This is a genomic window from Nostoc sp. (genome assembly GCF_036917555.1).
GTDB lineage: Bacteria > Cyanobacteriota > Cyanobacteriia > Cyanobacteriales > Nostocaceae > Nostoc.
In genome coordinates, this window is sequence record NZ_JBALDD010000033.1 from 1 (window position 1) to 16,984 (window position 16,984).

Here is a 16,984-nt window from a genome sequence, read left to right on the forward strand (position 1 = left end):
CACGCTCTAATTTCACAAGCAGGTCTTTTCCCATAATTGTGATATTCCGCCTCAGATGTCACATTTGTCAATACCTCTTGACCTGAATCCTTACTTAATTAGTAAACGTTAAGTGCAATCGCTCTGTTGATTCAGGCTGGCGATCGCCGTGATGGTTGCAATTTTGAATACTGCGTGTTCTTCTCCATACACAGTAGTTTCAATCCCTAATAGGGATTTTGAGAAATTGCAATAATATTCGCAATTTGGCAATTTTAGGGCAACATTTGTTTCAATCCCTAATAGGGATTTTGAGAAATTACAATTTAAGAATTGTAGTTGTCGCATCTGCTACCGTGTTGTTTCAATCCCTAATAGGGATTTTGATGAATTGCAATGCTCTACTCTCTCTTATTTATGAGTAGCAGATCCAGTTTCAATCCCTAATAGGGATTTTGATGAATTGCAATTCGATCTAATCTCCACACCAAAAGCAGCAATGGCTGTGTTTCAATCCCTAATAGGGATTTTGATGAATTGCAATAGCGGAAGCCGAAAAGCCAAGTTATATGTAGTTTTCAAGGTGCGGTTGCGCGATTTGGGAGCAATCATAGCATTATAGAATTCCTTTGGGAAGAGTGCCGGGAAAGGTTAAAGGCTGCCACCCTAGTTTTTGTAAGCATTTCAGAGATTGTGCGGATGATAATTAGGTGATGACTGGGGTGAAATGCTTGCTGGTATTGAGATAGAAGCACTTTTTTGGGACTGTGGAATTTGTACACCTACCCACTCGCACATTTGACATATAGGAACTCTGTAAGATATGCGATCGCTAAAAATAATCTAATGGTGATGGGGGGCGCGATCGCTGCCTTCGGAGCCAGAAATCCAGTCTTTATATGCTTATAGCCTCCCACATCACACACAACAACACTTCTAATGTTAGTCTTGAGACTCCTCAGAGATAGATTCTGATTCTGTTTCAAGTTCTTCTGTTTTAACTTTGGGGGCTGGAGGTTTAACGGGTTTTGGGCCACGCGCTAGTGCAGGATTCACCGGTTGCCTGCCTTCATCCCTATATGATGATGCTTTTTTGCCTTTGTCAGACGAGCGTTGGCGCAGCCCGCCTTCGGCATCGCGGCTCGGTTTTGAGCTTTTGGGGTTGGATTCAATAGGGGTTACAGAATCCGAATTTTCGGAATTGCTGTCAGTGCTTCCTTGAGACTGACGTTCCGATTTCTTGATTGGACGTTCTACCATTGTTGATTTTTGTAAATTTATCTGTATGGTACATCGGTTTGGTGACTATCAGACTGTCGAGTAGCATTTTTAAAGATTTTATTATTGGAATTTCTAAGTAGCTGTGGAGAGTTGTTTTGACAAAAAAGCAGCCAACAAACTTTATTAATTAACTCACTAAATTAAAAAATGGGTGCGTTATCCATAGCTAAACGCACCCGACAACTATTAAACAAAATCAGGTCGTGCCTGTTGCCTTGATTTGAACTTTTCTTCTAAAACTGCCCAATTTTCTTGCTCAATTAAGTTAGTTAACTCATCGAGGTTTTGACGATATTGTTGGAGCGATCGCAGCAATGCTTGACGATTATACCGCGCCATCATCACGCCCAACTCTGGATTCCCACCACCCACACGACTAGTATCCCGAAAACCTGAACTAGCTAACTTTTGGGCTAATTGCAAAACATCGGGGTCAGTTTCGCTCAAACAAGCAGCAATCAACGAGGAACTGACCATTACAGGTAAATGGGAAATCCAACTCACAGCGCGGTCATGTTGTTCTGGTTGACAATAATAGATATTAGCTCCTAGCGATCGCACAATTTCTTCCACAACTGTAATTGCACTAGTTGGTGTTGTCGTTATCGGTGTTAATACGTAAGGTTTATCAACAAATAAATCTCGCTGTGCAGCTTCTATCCCACTGTCTGTTCTTCCCGCCATTGGATGACCACCAATAAAATTATCCCAAAGGGGAGTAATATCCTTGACTATCTGTGCTTTCGCCGAACCCACATCAGTCACGACTGTAGCGAGAGGCAAATGAGCGACTAACTGTTCAAATTGGGGCACAATAAGGGCTAGAGGTGTACAAATAAATACAACTTCTGTGGCTGCTAACAGGCTCAGATCGACTGATGCTTCATCAACACTGCCGAGGGTAACTGCCTTTTGACAGGTTGCTTCACGGCGACTAACTCCTAAGATATGATGTCCTTGCGATCGCAAATCAAAACCCAAAGATCCACCAATCAGTCCCAATCCTAAAATTCCAATATTCATTTTTGATTTTAACATTCCGTTTTTTATGACTTTACCAACTATTAAAGTTGGCATCCAAGGGGTAGCATTGATGACTGTAGAGGAATTACTCGAACTATACGCAGCAGGAGTCTTAAACTTTAGTGGTGTTGACCTCCCAGAAGCCAACCTGAGTGGGGTAAAACTCAGTGGCGTGAATCTGAGCGATGCTAATTTGAGTATAGTCAACCTGAGTGGTGCGAATCTGAGTGAAGCTAACTTGAGCAATGCCAAGCTGAATGTAGCTAGACTCAGTGGTGCGAATCTATGCAGCGCCATCCTTAACAACGCCAGTCTCAACGTCGCTAATTTGATTCGAGCCGATCTAAGCCGCGCTCAACTCAAAGGAGCCTCATTAATCCGCGCCGAGTTAGTTCGCGCTGACCTCAGTCGCGCTGACTTATTGGAGGCTGATCTCACCAGTGCTGATTTGCGAGAGGCGACACTCCGCCAAGCAAATCTCCGTCACGCTAACTTAAGTGAGACTGTCTTGAAAGGCGCTTCCTTGACCGGAGCCAACTTAGAGATGGCTAACTTAAACGCCAGTGACCTCAGTCGTTCTGACTTGAGCGGCGCAAATTTGCGAGATGCTGAACTCAGACAAGCCAATCTCAGCCATGCTAATTTAAGCGGGGCTGATTTGAGCGGCGCAAATCTCCGGTGGGCTGATTTGAGCGGCGCAAATCTCCGGTGGGCTGATTTGAGCGGCGCAAAATTGAGCGGGGCTGATTTAATTGGCACAGATTTAAGCAGTGCCAATTTAACAAATACAAGTTTAGTCCACGCCAATTTAACTCAGGCAAAATTAATTAGGGCAGAATGGATCGGTGCTGACTTAACTGGAGCAACTTTAACTGGAGCCAAGCTTTATGCAACCTCCAGGTTTGGTTTAAAAACTGAAGGGATGGTTTGTGAATGGGTTGATCTTAGCCCAGCTGGCGATCGCTCCATTGTCCAAAACTTCCATTCTGAAGAGTCACGAGATTTTTTTAACGAAACACCGCCAACAATTCGGATTATTGTTGATGCAGCCCTAGAACACGAAGCTAATTTTGCGATCGCTGGTGCTTACTACCAAATTGCTCAAGAATATCGAGGGCTGAAACAACCTCCAAGCATTGAAAGTGGTCGTCGTAGAACTATTTTTACCTTTCATGTAGATAGCGACGAAGCATTATTTATCACTGCTTACATTGTCATTCTTCCCTTTCTAGATGCAGCATCTACCCAAAAGAATATTTCCAGTATAGTGGAAATGATTAACAGTGAAGTTGTTGTAAACCAAAACTTAAAATTGCTAAAATCGCCTCATATAGTGAAACAATTAAATACTTTTTTAGAACAAGCTATAAATCAGGCTACAACAATTAAACAGATGAAAAGAAATATCGAAGTAGCTGCAAAATTAAATTTTTGTAAAGCTCCAATTCAAATAGTTTTAACGAATTCCAGTGCTCACACTTTGATTGTTTATGACAATCCCAACTTTGGGAAAAGATTTATTAATCGCTCTGCTCTCAATGCTTCAGCTTATGATATATGCAGTGATTCAACAAAAAATATATTACCTTCATTAGATATAATTATAGATTTTGTAAAAGGATTTCATTATATTAGTCATTAGTTATGGGGCATTGGACAAATGATTATTGACAAATGACTATTGACAAAAAACAAAATTTTGGAGGAAAAAATGCGCGATACTTTTAATAAAATGATTGGTCGGACTCGCTATGTAGTTTTTCGCCTATTTCTGCACTTAGGGGGAGGTGAGGTAGCGCCAATTTTGGGAGTATTAAATAGTGCTGGACGGGATGCGATCGATGCCGATGGCGACTTAGAAGTTTTAGGAGAAGGATTGGTAGAAATTAGCCAAACCCTGCTGCAATATGATGAATATTGGCTTTCTGCTGCCAACGAAGGTGACGTATTTTTTGATGAAGGTGAAGCGGGGGATTACGTGAATGAATTATTTACTGACTCTGCTGAAAGATATCTCAGTGAACCAGATTATGCCTCTAACTCTGGATTGAATGAACCTTTATCTATACCTGTAACCCGCAACGTCATTGTGATGATTACAGTAGCTTATGAAGGAGAAGTACCAGATTTGGAAACCGATCTTTCTAACGTTCAGGCACTCAAGGAAGGATTGAAAGCATTGATAAATTTGCATTACAAACATAGATTGAAGGCAATCCAAGTGCATTTCTCTCCAGCACAGTTGGGCGATGAACTCACTAGCGATCAACTACTGCAATATTACCCAGAATTGATTCCTTTGTAGTTTGTTGGGTAGTCCGTACTTACTACTCGTATCGATAAATTGTTAAGCTCAGAGATAGGACAATAATCCAATGATCATGACCATAGTACGTAAATTTACAGCCGTTTTTTTAGCTCTGAGTTTGTGTATCACAACTGTTGGTTGTGGAGGCGAGAACCAAAGTACTCCTCCAGCTAAGAACGTTAGCCAAACCTCTACTAACACCAAGCTGAGTGATGGAGAGTATCAAATACAACAAGCTACTTATGACGATGCAACTGGTGAGTATAGCCTGTTTTTACTTAACAATAATCCCCCAACCTTTGCAACCGAAAATTTGCAAATGGCACGGTTAACTGATGATGAAATCAAGCAGGGTAAGAAAACCTATCTAAAGGTAGAAAAAGGACAACCGATTTTATATCTAACGGAAGACTTTAAAATTGAGTACGTCCACAACGTTACTGAGAATAAAACTAATCCCCAAACAGGACAACAAGAGACGGTTGTAGTCCGTCGAGAAAATAACTTCTGGGCACCATTTGCTGGGTCTGTGGCTGGTAGCTTGGCGGGACAGGCAATTGGTAGTATGTTGTTTAGACCCCAGTATTATGTACCCCCTGTCTATCAATCAGGACAAGGATTAAGTGGCTTCGGTGGATATGGCGGAAGCTATGGCCAAGCAGTTCAAAGCTACCAAACTCGCTACAATACGCAACCTGCAGCCGTGAGAAATCGCACTACGTTCCGCAATACAGGGACAATTAGAAGGTCATATCCTGGAAATTCAAATATACGCAATACACCCCGTAGTACTACAGGTAATAACCGTCCTTCTGGTTCTGGTTTTGGTGGTAGTACGTTGCGGCCCTCTGGTAGAGCCACTTCACCCAGACGCAATTCTGGTAGTGGTTTTGGTAGTGGGCGTAGTTCAGCACCCCGCCGCTCAACTGGTTTTGGCAGCAGACGCCGTTAATAAATTCCAAATTCAATAAACTGCCTAAGAAATGAAGGTAGTGTGTTGCACAAAGAAGCCGGAGGGTAATAAGTCAATCCCCCGGCTTCTCTTTATATCGATGTAATTTGTGAGGAGGAATTATTAATTATTCGGTTAAATAATATGAAATACTAAATATAAATATTGCTAAGAGAACAGGAATCATTTTATTCAAGTCTATTCGCTTTTTTTGAATCATTTCTAAACAAGACATCGGAATCATCAAAGGCCAGAAGATAGTTGTAACCACAAAGATCACAACCGATAAAAATTTATCTTCTGGATTGGAAGCAGTATGACGTAGGGAAAATATTAACCAATTAGTTAAAAAATAGCATGTTATTAATAAGTAAGCAATAGTTAAAGTCAGTTGTATCTGATTCACCGTGAGTACTCCTGAAGTTATGTGAACTTCACTAATTATCATTCGTACAAAGTTATAACATATACAGTCGGAACCTCACCCCGTATTTGCTGACGCAAACACTCCCATCTCCTTACTAAGGAGAGGCGTTGGGGTTGAGGTTGAAAAATGTACTTTATATAAACGATAACTGCTATAGCTATAGCTATTAAAGCAATTATTAAGCGGTCTTAAAAAATCGAATAATTTCGCGGACATGATCGAGAAATTGCCCGTCAGTGGAAAGTTGCGCGATCGCATTTCTGGCTTCTCTCCCCAAACGCTCATGTTCTGTTTGATTTGTCGCCCGTAATTCTTCTAAATTAGCTGCAATTCGAGCTAAATCTCTGCGAGTTTCTTCGGTAAAACGTTGTTGAGTTGCGGATAAGGAATAAGGTTGTTCGGGATTAAGCTGATCTTCCAAAGACTGGATTTTTTGTTCCAATATAGAGAAGCGATCGCGCAGTTCAAAAATATCTTCGCGCGGATACTTCCATTCTTGGCGAATCATCGCTAACCGCGCATATAAATACTCATAAGCGCGAATCGCTGGACGCAGAATTGTTAATAACAAAGCTGCACCAGAACTTATATACCCAACCGTACTAATACCAGTGGCAGCAAGAGTATAAAGACCAACGGCTGAGAATAAGTGTAAAGCAATCGCAAGCCAGAGCGATCGCTTTGCCAACACTGTGACATACTTCACTTGTTTCTCATCGACTGGAATGCCTTTTTCAGTTGATTGTGCTGCTTCTGCTAAAACTTCTTTGGCTTGAAAATGCACATTCCACGGTACGGTAACAATTACCAACAGCCACCAGAAACTTGCACCACCAATCACCCAATCAAGAAAGTTACCTGTAGGTATGTGCAACCATTGCAGTAAGCCAAAAGCCACCAGCACCGGAACCACAATTCCAATAATAGAACTGATGAAAAAGTTAATATACATCTTGCTGCGTCTCCGGTAAAACTATCACCTCAATCATGACTGTGCCCTAGCATTTATACGGAAATACTTGTGATGGTTTTTCTAGTAGCACATATCTCACTGTGCAGAATTAAAACTTCAAAATTTCTTGGGTTCAGAATGCTTGTGATAGTTTTTTTAGTAGCACATCTGTTATTGTACGTAATTCACAATTTAAAAATTCTGATGTTCAATAGGTCAACCATAAATCAATTTTGAGGAACAATTTCTTTAATGATCTCAATAAATGTTTGCAAGATAGGTGATGACTCATCTTGTCGCCAGACGGCTGCAAGCTCCACCTTTGCGATTGACGTGTTGAGATTGGTATAAACAACCCCTGTCCTATGGATATTACGAATTGATTCAGGAGCAAGGGAAACACCCATACCAGCAGAGACAAGACCGAGTATTGTTTGCTTATGGCTTGCTTTTTGGACGACTTTAGGACTGAAACCAGCTTGTTGGAATAAACTGATACATAAATCATAATAGCTGGGTTCTAAATGACGCGACACCAAAATGAAAGATTCATTGCTTAAGGCGGACAAAGTTAATTCCGGCTTTTTAGCTAGAGGATGAGACTCTGGCAAAACCACCACAAATGGTTCTTGCAAAATCATAGACAAGTTTAGAGACGCATCATTTACAGGGGGAATCATCAGCCCAAGATGAATTTGACGGTTTTGTAAAGCCTGTACTTGGGCGCTGGTTGTCATTTCCTCTAAATCCAATTCCACGCTAGGGAAACGCTCTCGAAATACCTGAAGAACTTTCGGCAAAATGCTATAAGTTGCAAAACCAGAGAAACCCACAGCAAGTCGTCCAATTTCTCCCTGTGCAACAAGTCTTGCCACTTTTATTGCGTGAGATGCTTTATCCAAGACTTGACGCGCCTCCTGCAAAAAAGCTTTTCCTGCTTCCGTAAGCTGAACCTGACGCTTGGTGCGGTGGAATAGTGAGACGCCCAATTCTGCCTCTAATTGGCGTATTTGTTGACTTAGAGGTTGCTGTGCCATGTGGAGTCTTTGGGCTGCTCGACCAAAATGTAATTCTTCTGCAACTGCGACAAAATAGCGTAAATGCCTTAGCTCCATTTTTTGAACTTTTTAAGTGTTAATTACCTATAAAAAATGTGTTGGACAGGGTGACAGCTAGCATCTAATGTAATAGCTAGTCGTTGCGAAATATAGCACTGTAGTAATAAGTCTATGAGTAGTTTGCACTTCAACACCAAGATATTTCAAAAAGAAAAAATTCTTTTAGCAAATACAGAAGAATATATCATCCGGGGAGGGCATCATCTTTTTCCACTTTTACCCAAAGCATTTGCAGGTATTGGGCAAATCGGAGTCATAGGTTGGTCATCTCAAGGTTCTGCCCAAGCACAGAATTTAAGAGAATCTCTTAGGGGAACTGATATTAAAGTCAAAATAGGTCTGCGAGAAAATTCGACTTCTATTCCATTAGCTCAAAAAGCTGGCTTTACCACAGATGATGGCACATTGGGAGAGATGTATGAAGTACTTTCGTCTTCACAGTTGTCAATTCTTCTCATTTCTGATGCCGCACAAGCTAACAATATAGAGCGAATTTTTGAGTCTCTTTGCCCAGGTTCTACACTCGGCTTATCTCATGGATTTTTGCTGGGATACCTCAAAAGTATTGGTAAAGATTTTCCGGAAAATATTAGCGTGATTGCCGTATGTCCCAAAGGGATGGGCCTTTCAGTTAGGAGACTTTATGAGCAAGGCAAAGAAGTGAATGGGGCTGGCATTAATTCGAGCTTTGCCATTCATCAAGATATTAACGGCAAAGCAACAGACTACGCACTAGGATGGTCAATTGCCATAGGTTCGCCTGTTACATTTAAAACTACTCTTGAAGAGGAATATAAGTCTGATATCTTTGGAGAAAGAGGCGTGTTACTGGGAGCAGTTCACGGGATTGTAGAAAGTCTTTACCGCTGGTTTATTGGTCAAGGGTTTTCTAAAGAAAGTGCGTTTGCTATGAGTGTGGAATCTATCACTGGCCCAATTACTAAGCTGATTTCCCAAAAGGGAATTTTGTCTGTTTACGAGTTTTTGAATGAAACAGATCGGGAAGCTTTTAAAAAAGCCTACTCTGCTGCTTATCATCCTGCTTTTGAAATTTTGATGGAGATATATGACGATGTTGCTTCTGGAAGTGAAATCAAGAGTGTTATTGAAGCAGAACATCGGCATCAACGCTATCCTATGAAAAATATTGATGGGACACAAATGTGGCAAGTTGGCGCTAGTGTCCGTGCTAAAAGACAACCAGAAAATATTGGCGTTAATCCCATCACCGCAGGCATTTACATTGCCACAATGATTGCTCAAGTAAACTTACTTCAAGAAAAAGGGCACTCCTACTCAGAAATCGCTAATGAATCCATTATTGAAAGCGTGGATTCTCTTAATCCCTATATGCACCACAAAGGCATCGCGTTTATGGTTGATAATTGCTCGATAACAGCGCGATTAGGAGCAAGAAAATGGGCATCAAGATTCGATTACATTTTAGATCAACAAGCTTTTCCTACACTAGACTCCAATCTGAAGATAGATCAGGAACTATTCGATCAATTTTTGACGCATGAAATTCATCAAGTTTTATCAGTTTGTGCAAAATTACGTCCGTCCGTTGATATTTCAATTGTTGGGTGAATAGCGAACTTGTTATACCAATTATTGAATGAGATAACTACGCCAAATTGGTTGAGTATCTTTGCTACCTTTATCTGGAATTAGCAATCGCCAAGTTTTACCTTCTTGCTGAATTTGTAGATAAACATCGAAGGGTTTTTGTGGTTGCGTCAAGCGTCGTTTTGGTAGCTTAACAATCAAGTCGTATATTCCCCGAACGTGGAAAGCTGGTAAATTTTCAATCGTCAGGGGTTGTTCCTGGGTAATTGATAACCGCTTGATTTCAAATCCTTGAAAATCTAGATCCAACTGTTGGCTAAGTTTTTGTTGAGTTTGTTCTAGCCCAAGTGCGATCGCTTTTTGCACTAAATCGCTAGTCGGTAGCAGTCCAATACTGCCACAAGCTGTCACTAGCACCAGCAATATTACTGTCAAAACTAACCGCACCATGTTATTCCTGGGATTCCACTTATCAGCGATAGTATAACTGTAGTTTCTCTCAATTCTCTCATCTACCATGTCAAAACAGTCTATAGGTCTTGATAGCCAACTCTACAGTTATCTTTTATCCGTTTCGCTACGGGAACCAGAGATTCTTGGGAGGTTGCGCCAAGAAACCGCCAATCATCCCCGGGGTGGAATGCAGATTTCACCAGAACAAGGGCAATTTATGAGGCTTCTGGTGCAGTTGATTGGAGCGAAGAAAACCCTAGAAGTTGGAGTGTTTACGGGTTATAGCTCACTTTCTGTAGCTTTGGCATTACCGGCTGATGGCAAGATTATCGCTTGTGATGTCAGTGAAGAATTTACTGCGATCGCTCGGCGGTATTGGCAAGAAGCTGGGGTTGCCGATAAAATCGATTTACGATTGGCACCAGCTTTGGAAACTTTAGATCGGCTATTAGCAACTGGACAAGCTGAGACTTTTGATTTTGCCTTTATTGATGCTGATAAAGAAAATTATGATGGATATTATGAGCGATCGCTGCAATTAGTGCGTCCAGGTGGATTGATTGCGATCGATAATGTTTTATGGTCTGGACAAGTAGCCGAGGAGCAGAATCAAGATGAAAGCACCCAAGCTATCCGGGCGCTCAACCAGAAGTTACATCATGACGAACGCATTACCCTCTCTCTTGTCCCCATCGGCGATGGACTTACTTTAGCAATCAAGCGACCTTAATACAATAAGAGCGCACAACTAGCTGTGCGCCCTATATTCTATGTTCTACTTCTATTTACTTAGAAGTTATAGCCAATTCCTAACTGTAGTCCGACATCAGTATCATCCACAAAAGCAGCATTTACACCACCTGTTAGCGTAAGTTTAGAACCGATAGGAAGGTCTACACCACCTGTTAACAGTAATCCAATATCAGTATCAGCATTAGCTTCAATTGCTACACCAGCACCGATATAAGGGGATATAGCAAAGCTTCTTTCACCCACTGAACCTGCTCTGCGGGGAGAAAAATCTAAAGTCACAGGAACTAGAAATACTGTATCGTCCCCAAAGATTACCGATGGTCGCACTGATATATTGTTTGTCAGACCAAGTTTACTAATTACTGTAAAGTTAGTATCGCTCAGAGCTGTATCATCGCCACTCAAACCAATGTTACCACCAACTCCGATATAGCTTCTGCCACCACGAGTACTTCTACCTACGTTAACATCAGGTGTTGTACTTCCTGTTGGAGGCTGATTTAACTTACTGATGTTAACATCAGGCGGAATCAGGACTTGGTTAATTGCATGGATAATACCATTGCTAGCTTTCACATCCGCCTGGAGAACTCTGGCATTATTCACCGAGACTTGACTGTTTGCGGAATCGATTTTAACATTTACAGGTCTTCCTTCATCGGTTGTCAATTCCCCTGCCGAGAGTTGACTAGCAGTTACCGCACCGGGAACCACATGATATCTCAAAATCTTAACTAACGCTTCTCTATTCTCTGGTTGCTGTAACTGTTCTAAGGTAGCGGCAGGTAAAGCAGCAAATGCGTCATTGGTGGGAGCGAAGACTGTATAAGGGCCTGGCTGTTGAAGAATATCTGCTAGACCGGCTGTCTTTAATAAAGAAGTCAGAGTTGTAAAAGAACTACTCGATGCTGCCAGAGAAACAATATCAGTACTGGCAGGAGTGCCAGCTACAACGTACTGACTAGCTGGAAGATTGCTAGCAATGGGTTGCACCCGTCCCTGTTTAACTAAAGCTTGATATAAAAGTGCTGCTGCTTCAGCACGAGTCAAAGACTGTTGCGGATTGAGTTGTTTTACATCTGGGTAGTTGACAACAAGATTACCTACTGTTGCTGCTGCCACACTGCCAACAGCATAGTTCGGGATAGCTGAGGCATCGTTGTAGAAATTAGTAAGAGTACTTGTATCGCCACCAGTTAAACCTAAGCCACTACTTAAAGCAACGATTCCCTGCACTCTAGGAATTTCTTGATTTGGTCTAAACACATTCCCAGGATAGCCTGCCAAAAATCCAGTTTCGTAGGCGCTTTGAATTGCAGCAGCTGCCCAGTAGTTAGCAGGAACATCACTAAATCCACCTGCACTTAATTGCCGAACTCGGTTTTGGTTACTGAAAGCTTTTTGAATCAAGGCAGCAAATTCAGCACGAGTCACAGGCTGATTTGGTCTATAAGTGCCATCAGGAAAACCACTAATCACGTTATTCTCAGCTAGGGCTTGAATGAAGGGACGCGCCCAATAATCTGAGGAAACATCAGACAAGTTAACTGTTGAAGTTGGCGATGGTGTCGCAGGTGATGGTGTCTCAGGTGATGGTGTCGCAGATGGAACAGGAGTTTGAGATGAAGCTGGGGCAGAAATTACGATGGGAGTTATTGTAGCAGCTGTCATTCCCAGAACTAGCAAAGTAACCTTTGCTGATGACCAACGAAACAAACTAGACATGGAAATATCCTCTTTTCAATTTCTTGGGTTGACTATTGGAAAATACTGGATGCAAGGTTAAGTGAATACAAACATCTAGATGATTATTTGGTTCGCCTCGACATGAAAACCAGAAATGAAACCTGTTAGCTCTGGAAAATTAAAACGCTGAACATTATGAGTAGCTGCTCTGATATCTCATAACGTTTATCCTCATGTGCACCACACATAGTATCGAATTCCTATTTTTTTTTTAAGAACCACAGAACACACTAAAAATAAGCATGGCTCCTGTGATAATATAATATGTTGCAACAATAAAGAGAATTAATGCAAGTAGGCGATTTTATTCAGTTCTAAAATTGCAGTCAAGCAGTAAAATAATTGGCCTTTAATAGCCGTCTCTTTATAATTGCCGAGGAGGGTTAATGCCGTCAAATTCAATGTATCATAATCTTTAGCAATATTTAAGAAATAAAATTAATCTTGGCGATATGGTGTATTGTTAATCTTTTACCCTAATTATACAACTAACTCAGGGCTGGATTTTGAAGAAAAACTTTCACTCTTTAGATAGTTGTCCTTGATGGTAAATTTTCAAATACTAAACTGGAAATTAGTGATCGCAATCAAAAATTTCAAGAGTGATTGCGCCAAGATTTTTGGCTAGGAATTATTTTTTTACAAAAGATAATTTTATGAAAAGGAACTTACAGATAAACTAGGATTTTTGGAAGATGTCTATTGTGTTTGACTACATTGTGTCGTACACTTAAAATCAAAACAGTGGTGGAATTTGAGAAAGTTTTTTGTTGTAGCGAAAGTAGTAAAAACCTTGCTTAACTGGTGTAATTAAACACCTTGATACACTTAAAAATCTTCATATGTACTTTTAGTGTTTAGTGTGATTTCATTGTAGTTAGGAAACAATTTATGAAAAATTTACAAAAAATTTTTACAATTGCAGCCTCTAGCTTAATTACATTAGGAGGATTAATTGCTTCTCCTGCTTACGCGACAACGTTGGTATTTAGCGGACAACCTCAAAATACTTGGCAAGTCAATTTGAGTTACGACGAAAACAACATCAATTACTCAACAGAAGATGGTACAACAGTTGGCACAACCCTTGCAACTAATTTAACAATAGATGGCTATATCGGTAGTTACGACAATTCCGATGATTATGGTCGGTGGGATTGGACAAATGTTGGAGATACTATTACTTTTTCCAAGGACAACTTTTCAGATCCTTTAGAACCGCTTCAGATTAGCCTTCGGGTATATCCTCCAGTGCCGTCTGATGCCAATGCTGATGCACAATACGGTGGAACTGGTAGTTTAATTTTAGACTTTGAAACTTTAGGCAATACGGGTACAGGTTCAATAGATTTTGAGGATGGATGGTTTGCATCTGGTGGCTATACGTTCGGTGGAGACATTTTAGACTATAAAGTTACTTTGGCATTGTCTTCTAACTCAGCAAATACTATTCCTGAACCCTCTACTACTGTAGGTTTAATGCTATTTGGGTTACTCAGTGTTCAAACACTATTGCTCAAAAAAAGACAGTCTAATTCAAAGGCACGTAACACAATGGCACATTTGAAAAGCTGTTCTTGAGATGGGGAGGCACTTAGAGATGCTTGAGGAAACAAGAGTGATTTTTGGTAATTGTTACTACTTGATGGTTTTCAGTACAGTTATCTATTTATTTCCTCCAGTATTTTTAAGCTCAAGAACAGCTTGCCTCAACAAATACAAACAAACAAGCGTGCCATTCACTTTGTAATACAATTTTCAAAATTATTCGTTTTTTTGTGTAAAACCAAAACTTGAGGCATTTGTGAGAGGTTAAGGTCGGATACTATTTGTTAATAAGCAAGAGTACTCAAAATATGGCTCTTAAGGGACTTCAAGAAAATAAAATATACACCCAATAAAAATGATAATCATTATGAAGGGGAGGAAGAGGCTGCTGTAGGCAGCCTCTTCCTCCCCGTTTTGTAGTAAATTTAATGATGATTGAATTTGTGAGTGGAAAGAGGTGTCTATAGAATTAACGGATTCACTGAAGAAGTTGTTGAAAGAAACCGCAGAGCAATTAAGCTCACTGCACTCAATAGTTCTTAAGTGCAGACATTTATCTTGCATATTTATTGGGGGATAAAGCGGTTGCCGACGGCAACCGCTTTATCCCCCATAAAATGATTATCATTAGCATTCACTGTATATTTTATTCTCTGGAAGTCCCTTACAACTCCTCTGGAGGTAGGGCAACAAATCCAGTTTTCACTCCCCGCTTGAACCCGGCATTTTCATAGAATTTCAACGTCTCTTCGTGTTTTGAGCCACTCAGAAGCATCACTTTATAACACTGTTGTTGCCATGCTAAAGCTAACGCATAATGTAGCACCTGTGTACCGAATCCCTGTTGTCGATAATCGAGATGGGTGACAACATTTTCAATAATGCCGTATGGACGTGCGCCACGCGTCAAGTTGGGAACAATGGTTAAATTACATGTTCCTACTAACTGGTTATCAACATCAGCCACAATGTAATACAAGCGGGGATCATGTAAAATCCCATCCCAGATAGATTGTAAAACATCATCAGTCGGTAGAGGTGCATCAACGGGATTTAGGTGGTGATATAAAGCCAAAAGTTGGGGAAGTTCGTCGCGTGTAATTAGGCGAACGGTAATTATCGGTTTAGACAAAGCTGTATTAGAATAATTTTTGACAATTTTAAATGTGAAAATTATGGGAATGTCAATTCAGTGCGAGCAACTCCACCACGTTTATGACGGGCTAGCAGTTTAACTGTGCTACCTTGAGGCACACGCACCACCCATTCAACTTTTGCCCGATCCTTGGTAGGATCGCTGTGCCGTCTAATGGGAGTTGAAGGCTTGTAGGCTCGTCCTTCTAATTGACCTAACTCTTCACGGGGCTTACCCGTTATTAAAGTTCCCCCAGGAGGTAGTTCAATTTCACAGATACAGCCCCGCACCAGCTTTTTTTCTAAAGCTTTTTGGGTGACATTGGTGGGCAACCAGCCTGTATTATGCACAACCAATTGCACCCGATAAGTATCACCACCCAAGCTGTGAACACTGGCATCGTAAATCTCTAAACGAGGAGATATTAATAGATGCCAAACCAGCCATTCCGGGAAGAGGGCTATTTCTTTTTCCAGAAACTCAGGGGGTGGATTTGTCCAAGCGTACATCGTATCCCAGCCGCCTAGTTCAATCTGACCGAGTTGGGGATGCTCGAAGGGATACCAATCTACGTAACCCTTAAAAGCTAGTTTTTCATCATTCCAACGCAGCAACTTCAGGTCATCTTCTACAGGGTGTTCTCGCTGCCAATCGATGTATTTATAATCATTAATTCCAGCTTGGCGTTGCGGACTCCAGACTTCCACTGTCCAGGCAAATAGACCTTGATATTCATAAGCCCAGTCGTGGAATGTACCTGTAATGAAGTCTTTGGGGTCATAGCGGAAATCATGAAAGGCGGAGATGGCTGGGTATTGAGTAAGTTCAATGCCTTTAGCGCCAATGCGTTGATAGGTGCGGAGGTCATTAACAGGGAATTCGTCATCGCTGAGATGGGTGTAGGGACGGATGAGAACACCGCTAAAGGTATGAAAGGCGATCGCTCCTGTAATATTAAGATGTGTAGTGATAAACTCAACGAGCGATCGCACTTCTGTTTCAGATGTAGGATAGGGGCCAGACCCCGATTGCTCAGATTCTTGCCGCCACAAAAATGGAAAATTCCGGTTTAAATCTAGCCCTTCTTTAGAACGCTGAATTTGAATCTGAACTCCGTCATAATTTTCTATCTTTCCTTCTGGTAGTACGCGATAATACTGACCACCTGTTTCTGTTGGTTCGCGTCGCACCAGCAGGCGGGGTTCGGTAGGACAGACTTTCCAAGCCCCATTAGCATCGGGGATTCGCATCAGTAAAATCCGACCATCGCCATCGATATCTTCCATCACTAACCCATCGTTGCCTTCGTCATCATAGGGATAGGGACGAGTACCGGAGCGAATAAATTTCGGTTTGTCAGCCAGTGCCAACTCAGCACCATCAGGGTTAACACGGGGGCAAATGTAGAAGGTGCGGGTATCCAAACAACGGGTAATTTCTGGGTGAGTACCGTAGGCTGTAACTAATGTTTGCAAGAGATATAGGCAAACACTTGATGGGGCTAGTTCAGTAGCGTGGATGTTGCCATCAACCCAGAGGGCAGGTTTTTCTTGATGTGGGCCAGTGGCAAAGTTGGTAACTGTCAATAGCCAGATGTCACGTCCTTCGTAACTTTTACCAATGCTTTCTATGCGTACTAGTTGGGGAAATTCCTTCGCATAACTGTGTAGAATGCGTGTTAAGTCTTCATAACGATAGTATTTATCAAACCGAACATCTGGCATAATAAACCCCTCAGTA

The 16,984-nt window shown here is 41.3% G+C and carries 14 protein-coding genes and 1 CRISPR repeat array; of the genes, 6 read left to right on the top strand and 8 right to left on the bottom strand.

Translation table 11 applies throughout. From position 1 onward, the window contains the following. Nucleotides 1-196: 196 nt before the first annotated feature. A CRISPR array of direct repeats spans nt 197-523; the repeat unit is 37 nt; unit sequence GTTTCAATCCCTAATAGGGATTTTGATGAATTGCAAT. Between the two features lie 398 nt (nt 524-921). Both V7K60_RS14060 and V7K60_RS14065 read right to left on the bottom strand, forming a co-directional pair. Continuing rightward, entirely contained in the window at nt 922-1,239 is a 318-nt protein-coding gene (locus V7K60_RS14060; RefSeq protein ID WP_334926405.1) for a hypothetical protein, read from the bottom strand. A 207-nt stretch (nt 1,240-1,446) separates the two neighbouring features. After that, nucleotides 1,447-2,283 carry a prephenate/arogenate dehydrogenase gene (locus V7K60_RS14065; RefSeq protein ID WP_334926407.1) on the bottom strand — a complete coding sequence of 279 codons (837 nt, stop codon included), beginning with the start codon at nt 2,281-2,283 and terminating at the stop codon, nt 1,447-1,449. Nucleotides 2,284-2,353: 70 nt separating this feature from the next. On the opposite strand from V7K60_RS14065, the gene V7K60_RS14070 reads away from it, so the two are divergent. The 3 genes from V7K60_RS14070 to V7K60_RS14080 all read left to right on the top strand — a co-directional run bounded on the left by V7K60_RS14070 (nt 2,354) and on the right by V7K60_RS14080 (nt 5,543). Then, a complete protein-coding gene (locus tag V7K60_RS14070) occupies nt 2,354-3,925 on the top strand; it encodes a pentapeptide repeat-containing protein (protein WP_334926543.1) in 1,572 nt (523 codons plus the stop codon). A 69-nt stretch (nt 3,926-3,994) separates the two neighbouring features. Further along, nucleotides 3,995-4,588 carry a DUF1517 domain-containing protein gene (locus V7K60_RS14075; RefSeq protein WP_334926545.1) on the top strand — a complete coding sequence of 198 codons (594 nt, stop codon included), beginning with the start codon at nt 3,995-3,997 and terminating at the stop codon, nt 4,586-4,588. A 70-nt stretch (nt 4,589-4,658) separates the two neighbouring features. Next, nucleotides 4,659-5,543, top strand: coding sequence for a hypothetical protein (locus V7K60_RS14080; protein ID WP_334822065.1), 885 nt, complete (start codon nt 4,659-4,661; stop codon nt 5,541-5,543). A gap of 605 nt (nt 5,544-6,148) precedes the next feature. Here the strand turns inward: V7K60_RS14080 and V7K60_RS14085 are convergent. Both V7K60_RS14085 and V7K60_RS14090 read right to left on the bottom strand, forming a co-directional pair. After that, entirely contained in the window at nt 6,149-6,922 is a 774-nt protein-coding gene (locus tag V7K60_RS14085) for a hypothetical protein (protein ID WP_334926408.1), read from the bottom strand. Nucleotides 6,923-7,149: 227 nt separating this feature from the next. After that, entirely contained in the window at nt 7,150-8,037 is an 888-nt protein-coding gene (locus tag V7K60_RS14090; protein ID WP_334926409.1) for a LysR family transcriptional regulator, read from the bottom strand. A 114-nt stretch (nt 8,038-8,151) separates the two neighbouring features. Here V7K60_RS14090 and V7K60_RS14095 point away from each other — a divergent pair, with 114 nt between their 5' ends. Continuing rightward, nucleotides 8,152-9,630, top strand: coding sequence for a ketol-acid reductoisomerase (locus tag V7K60_RS14095; RefSeq protein ID WP_334926410.1), 1,479 nt, complete (start codon nt 8,152-8,154; stop codon nt 9,628-9,630). Nucleotides 9,631-9,651: 21 nt separating this feature from the next. Here V7K60_RS14095 and V7K60_RS14100 read toward each other — a convergent pair whose 3' ends face one another. Further along, nucleotides 9,652-10,059, bottom strand: a complete 408-nt coding sequence (locus tag V7K60_RS14100; protein WP_334926547.1) for a hypothetical protein — start codon at nt 10,057-10,059, stop codon at nt 9,652-9,654. A 67-nt stretch (nt 10,060-10,126) separates the two neighbouring features. Between V7K60_RS14100 and V7K60_RS14105 the strand changes: the two genes are divergently transcribed. Next, nucleotides 10,127-10,792, top strand: a complete 666-nt coding sequence (locus V7K60_RS14105; RefSeq protein WP_334926412.1) for a class I SAM-dependent methyltransferase — start codon at nt 10,127-10,129, stop codon at nt 10,790-10,792. 59 nt (nt 10,793-10,851) lie between these two features. Here the strand turns inward: V7K60_RS14105 and V7K60_RS14110 are convergent, their stop codons facing one another. Next, nucleotides 10,852-12,540 (bottom strand): fasciclin domain-containing protein, encoded by a 1,689-nt coding sequence (locus V7K60_RS14110; RefSeq protein ID WP_334926414.1) that lies wholly within the window; start codon nt 12,538-12,540, stop codon nt 10,852-10,854. Between the two features lie 912 nt (nt 12,541-13,452). On the opposite strand from V7K60_RS14110, the gene V7K60_RS14115 reads away from it, so the two are divergent. Further along, nucleotides 13,453-14,142: a hypothetical protein gene (locus V7K60_RS14115; protein WP_334926415.1), complete on the top strand. Its 690-nt coding sequence runs from the start codon at nt 13,453-13,455 to the stop codon at nt 14,140-14,142. A gap of 631 nt (nt 14,143-14,773) precedes the next feature. Here V7K60_RS14115 and V7K60_RS14120 read toward each other — a convergent pair. Both V7K60_RS14120 and V7K60_RS14125 read right to left on the bottom strand, forming a co-directional pair. Next, a complete protein-coding gene (locus V7K60_RS14120) occupies nt 14,774-15,241 on the bottom strand; it encodes a GNAT family N-acetyltransferase (RefSeq protein ID WP_334926417.1) in 468 nt (155 codons plus the stop codon). A 41-nt stretch (nt 15,242-15,282) separates the two neighbouring features. Next, entirely contained in the window at nt 15,283-16,968 is a 1,686-nt protein-coding gene (locus tag V7K60_RS14125) for a M14 family metallopeptidase (protein WP_334926419.1), read from the bottom strand. Nucleotides 16,969-16,984 lie beyond the last annotated feature (16 nt).

Bases quoted from the DNA above. Each gene is read 5' to 3' on its own strand.
- V7K60_RS14060 (WP_334926405.1), bottom strand. From the start codon at position 1,239: ATGGTAGAACGTCCAATCAAGAAATCGGAACGTCAGTCTCAAGGAAGC.
- V7K60_RS14065 (WP_334926407.1), bottom strand. From the start codon at position 2,283: ATGAATATTGGAATTTTAGGATTGGGACTGATTGGTGGATCTTTGGGT.
- V7K60_RS14070 (WP_334926543.1), top strand. From the start codon at position 2,354: ATGACTGTAGAGGAATTACTCGAACTATACGCAGCAGGAGTCTTAAAC.
- V7K60_RS14075 (WP_334926545.1), top strand. From the start codon at position 3,995: ATGCGCGATACTTTTAATAAAATGATTGGTCGGACTCGCTATGTAGTT.
- V7K60_RS14080 (WP_334822065.1), top strand. From the start codon at position 4,659: ATGATCATGACCATAGTACGTAAATTTACAGCCGTTTTTTTAGCTCTG.
- V7K60_RS14085 (WP_334926408.1), bottom strand. From the start codon at position 6,922: ATGTATATTAACTTTTTCATCAGTTCTATTATTGGAATTGTGGTTCCG.
- V7K60_RS14090 (WP_334926409.1), bottom strand. From the start codon at position 8,037: ATGGAGCTAAGGCATTTACGCTATTTTGTCGCAGTTGCAGAAGAATTA.
- V7K60_RS14095 (WP_334926410.1), top strand. From the start codon at position 8,152: ATGAGTAGTTTGCACTTCAACACCAAGATATTTCAAAAAGAAAAAATT.
- V7K60_RS14100 (WP_334926547.1), bottom strand. From the start codon at position 10,059: ATGGTGCGGTTAGTTTTGACAGTAATATTGCTGGTGCTAGTGACAGCT.
- V7K60_RS14105 (WP_334926412.1), top strand. From the start codon at position 10,127: ATGTCAAAACAGTCTATAGGTCTTGATAGCCAACTCTACAGTTATCTT.
- V7K60_RS14110 (WP_334926414.1), bottom strand. From the start codon at position 12,540: ATGTCTAGTTTGTTTCGTTGGTCATCAGCAAAGGTTACTTTGCTAGTT.
- V7K60_RS14115 (WP_334926415.1), top strand. From the start codon at position 13,453: ATGAAAAATTTACAAAAAATTTTTACAATTGCAGCCTCTAGCTTAATT.
- V7K60_RS14125 (WP_334926419.1), bottom strand. From the start codon at position 16,968: ATGCCAGATGTTCGGTTTGATAAATACTATCGTTATGAAGACTTAACA.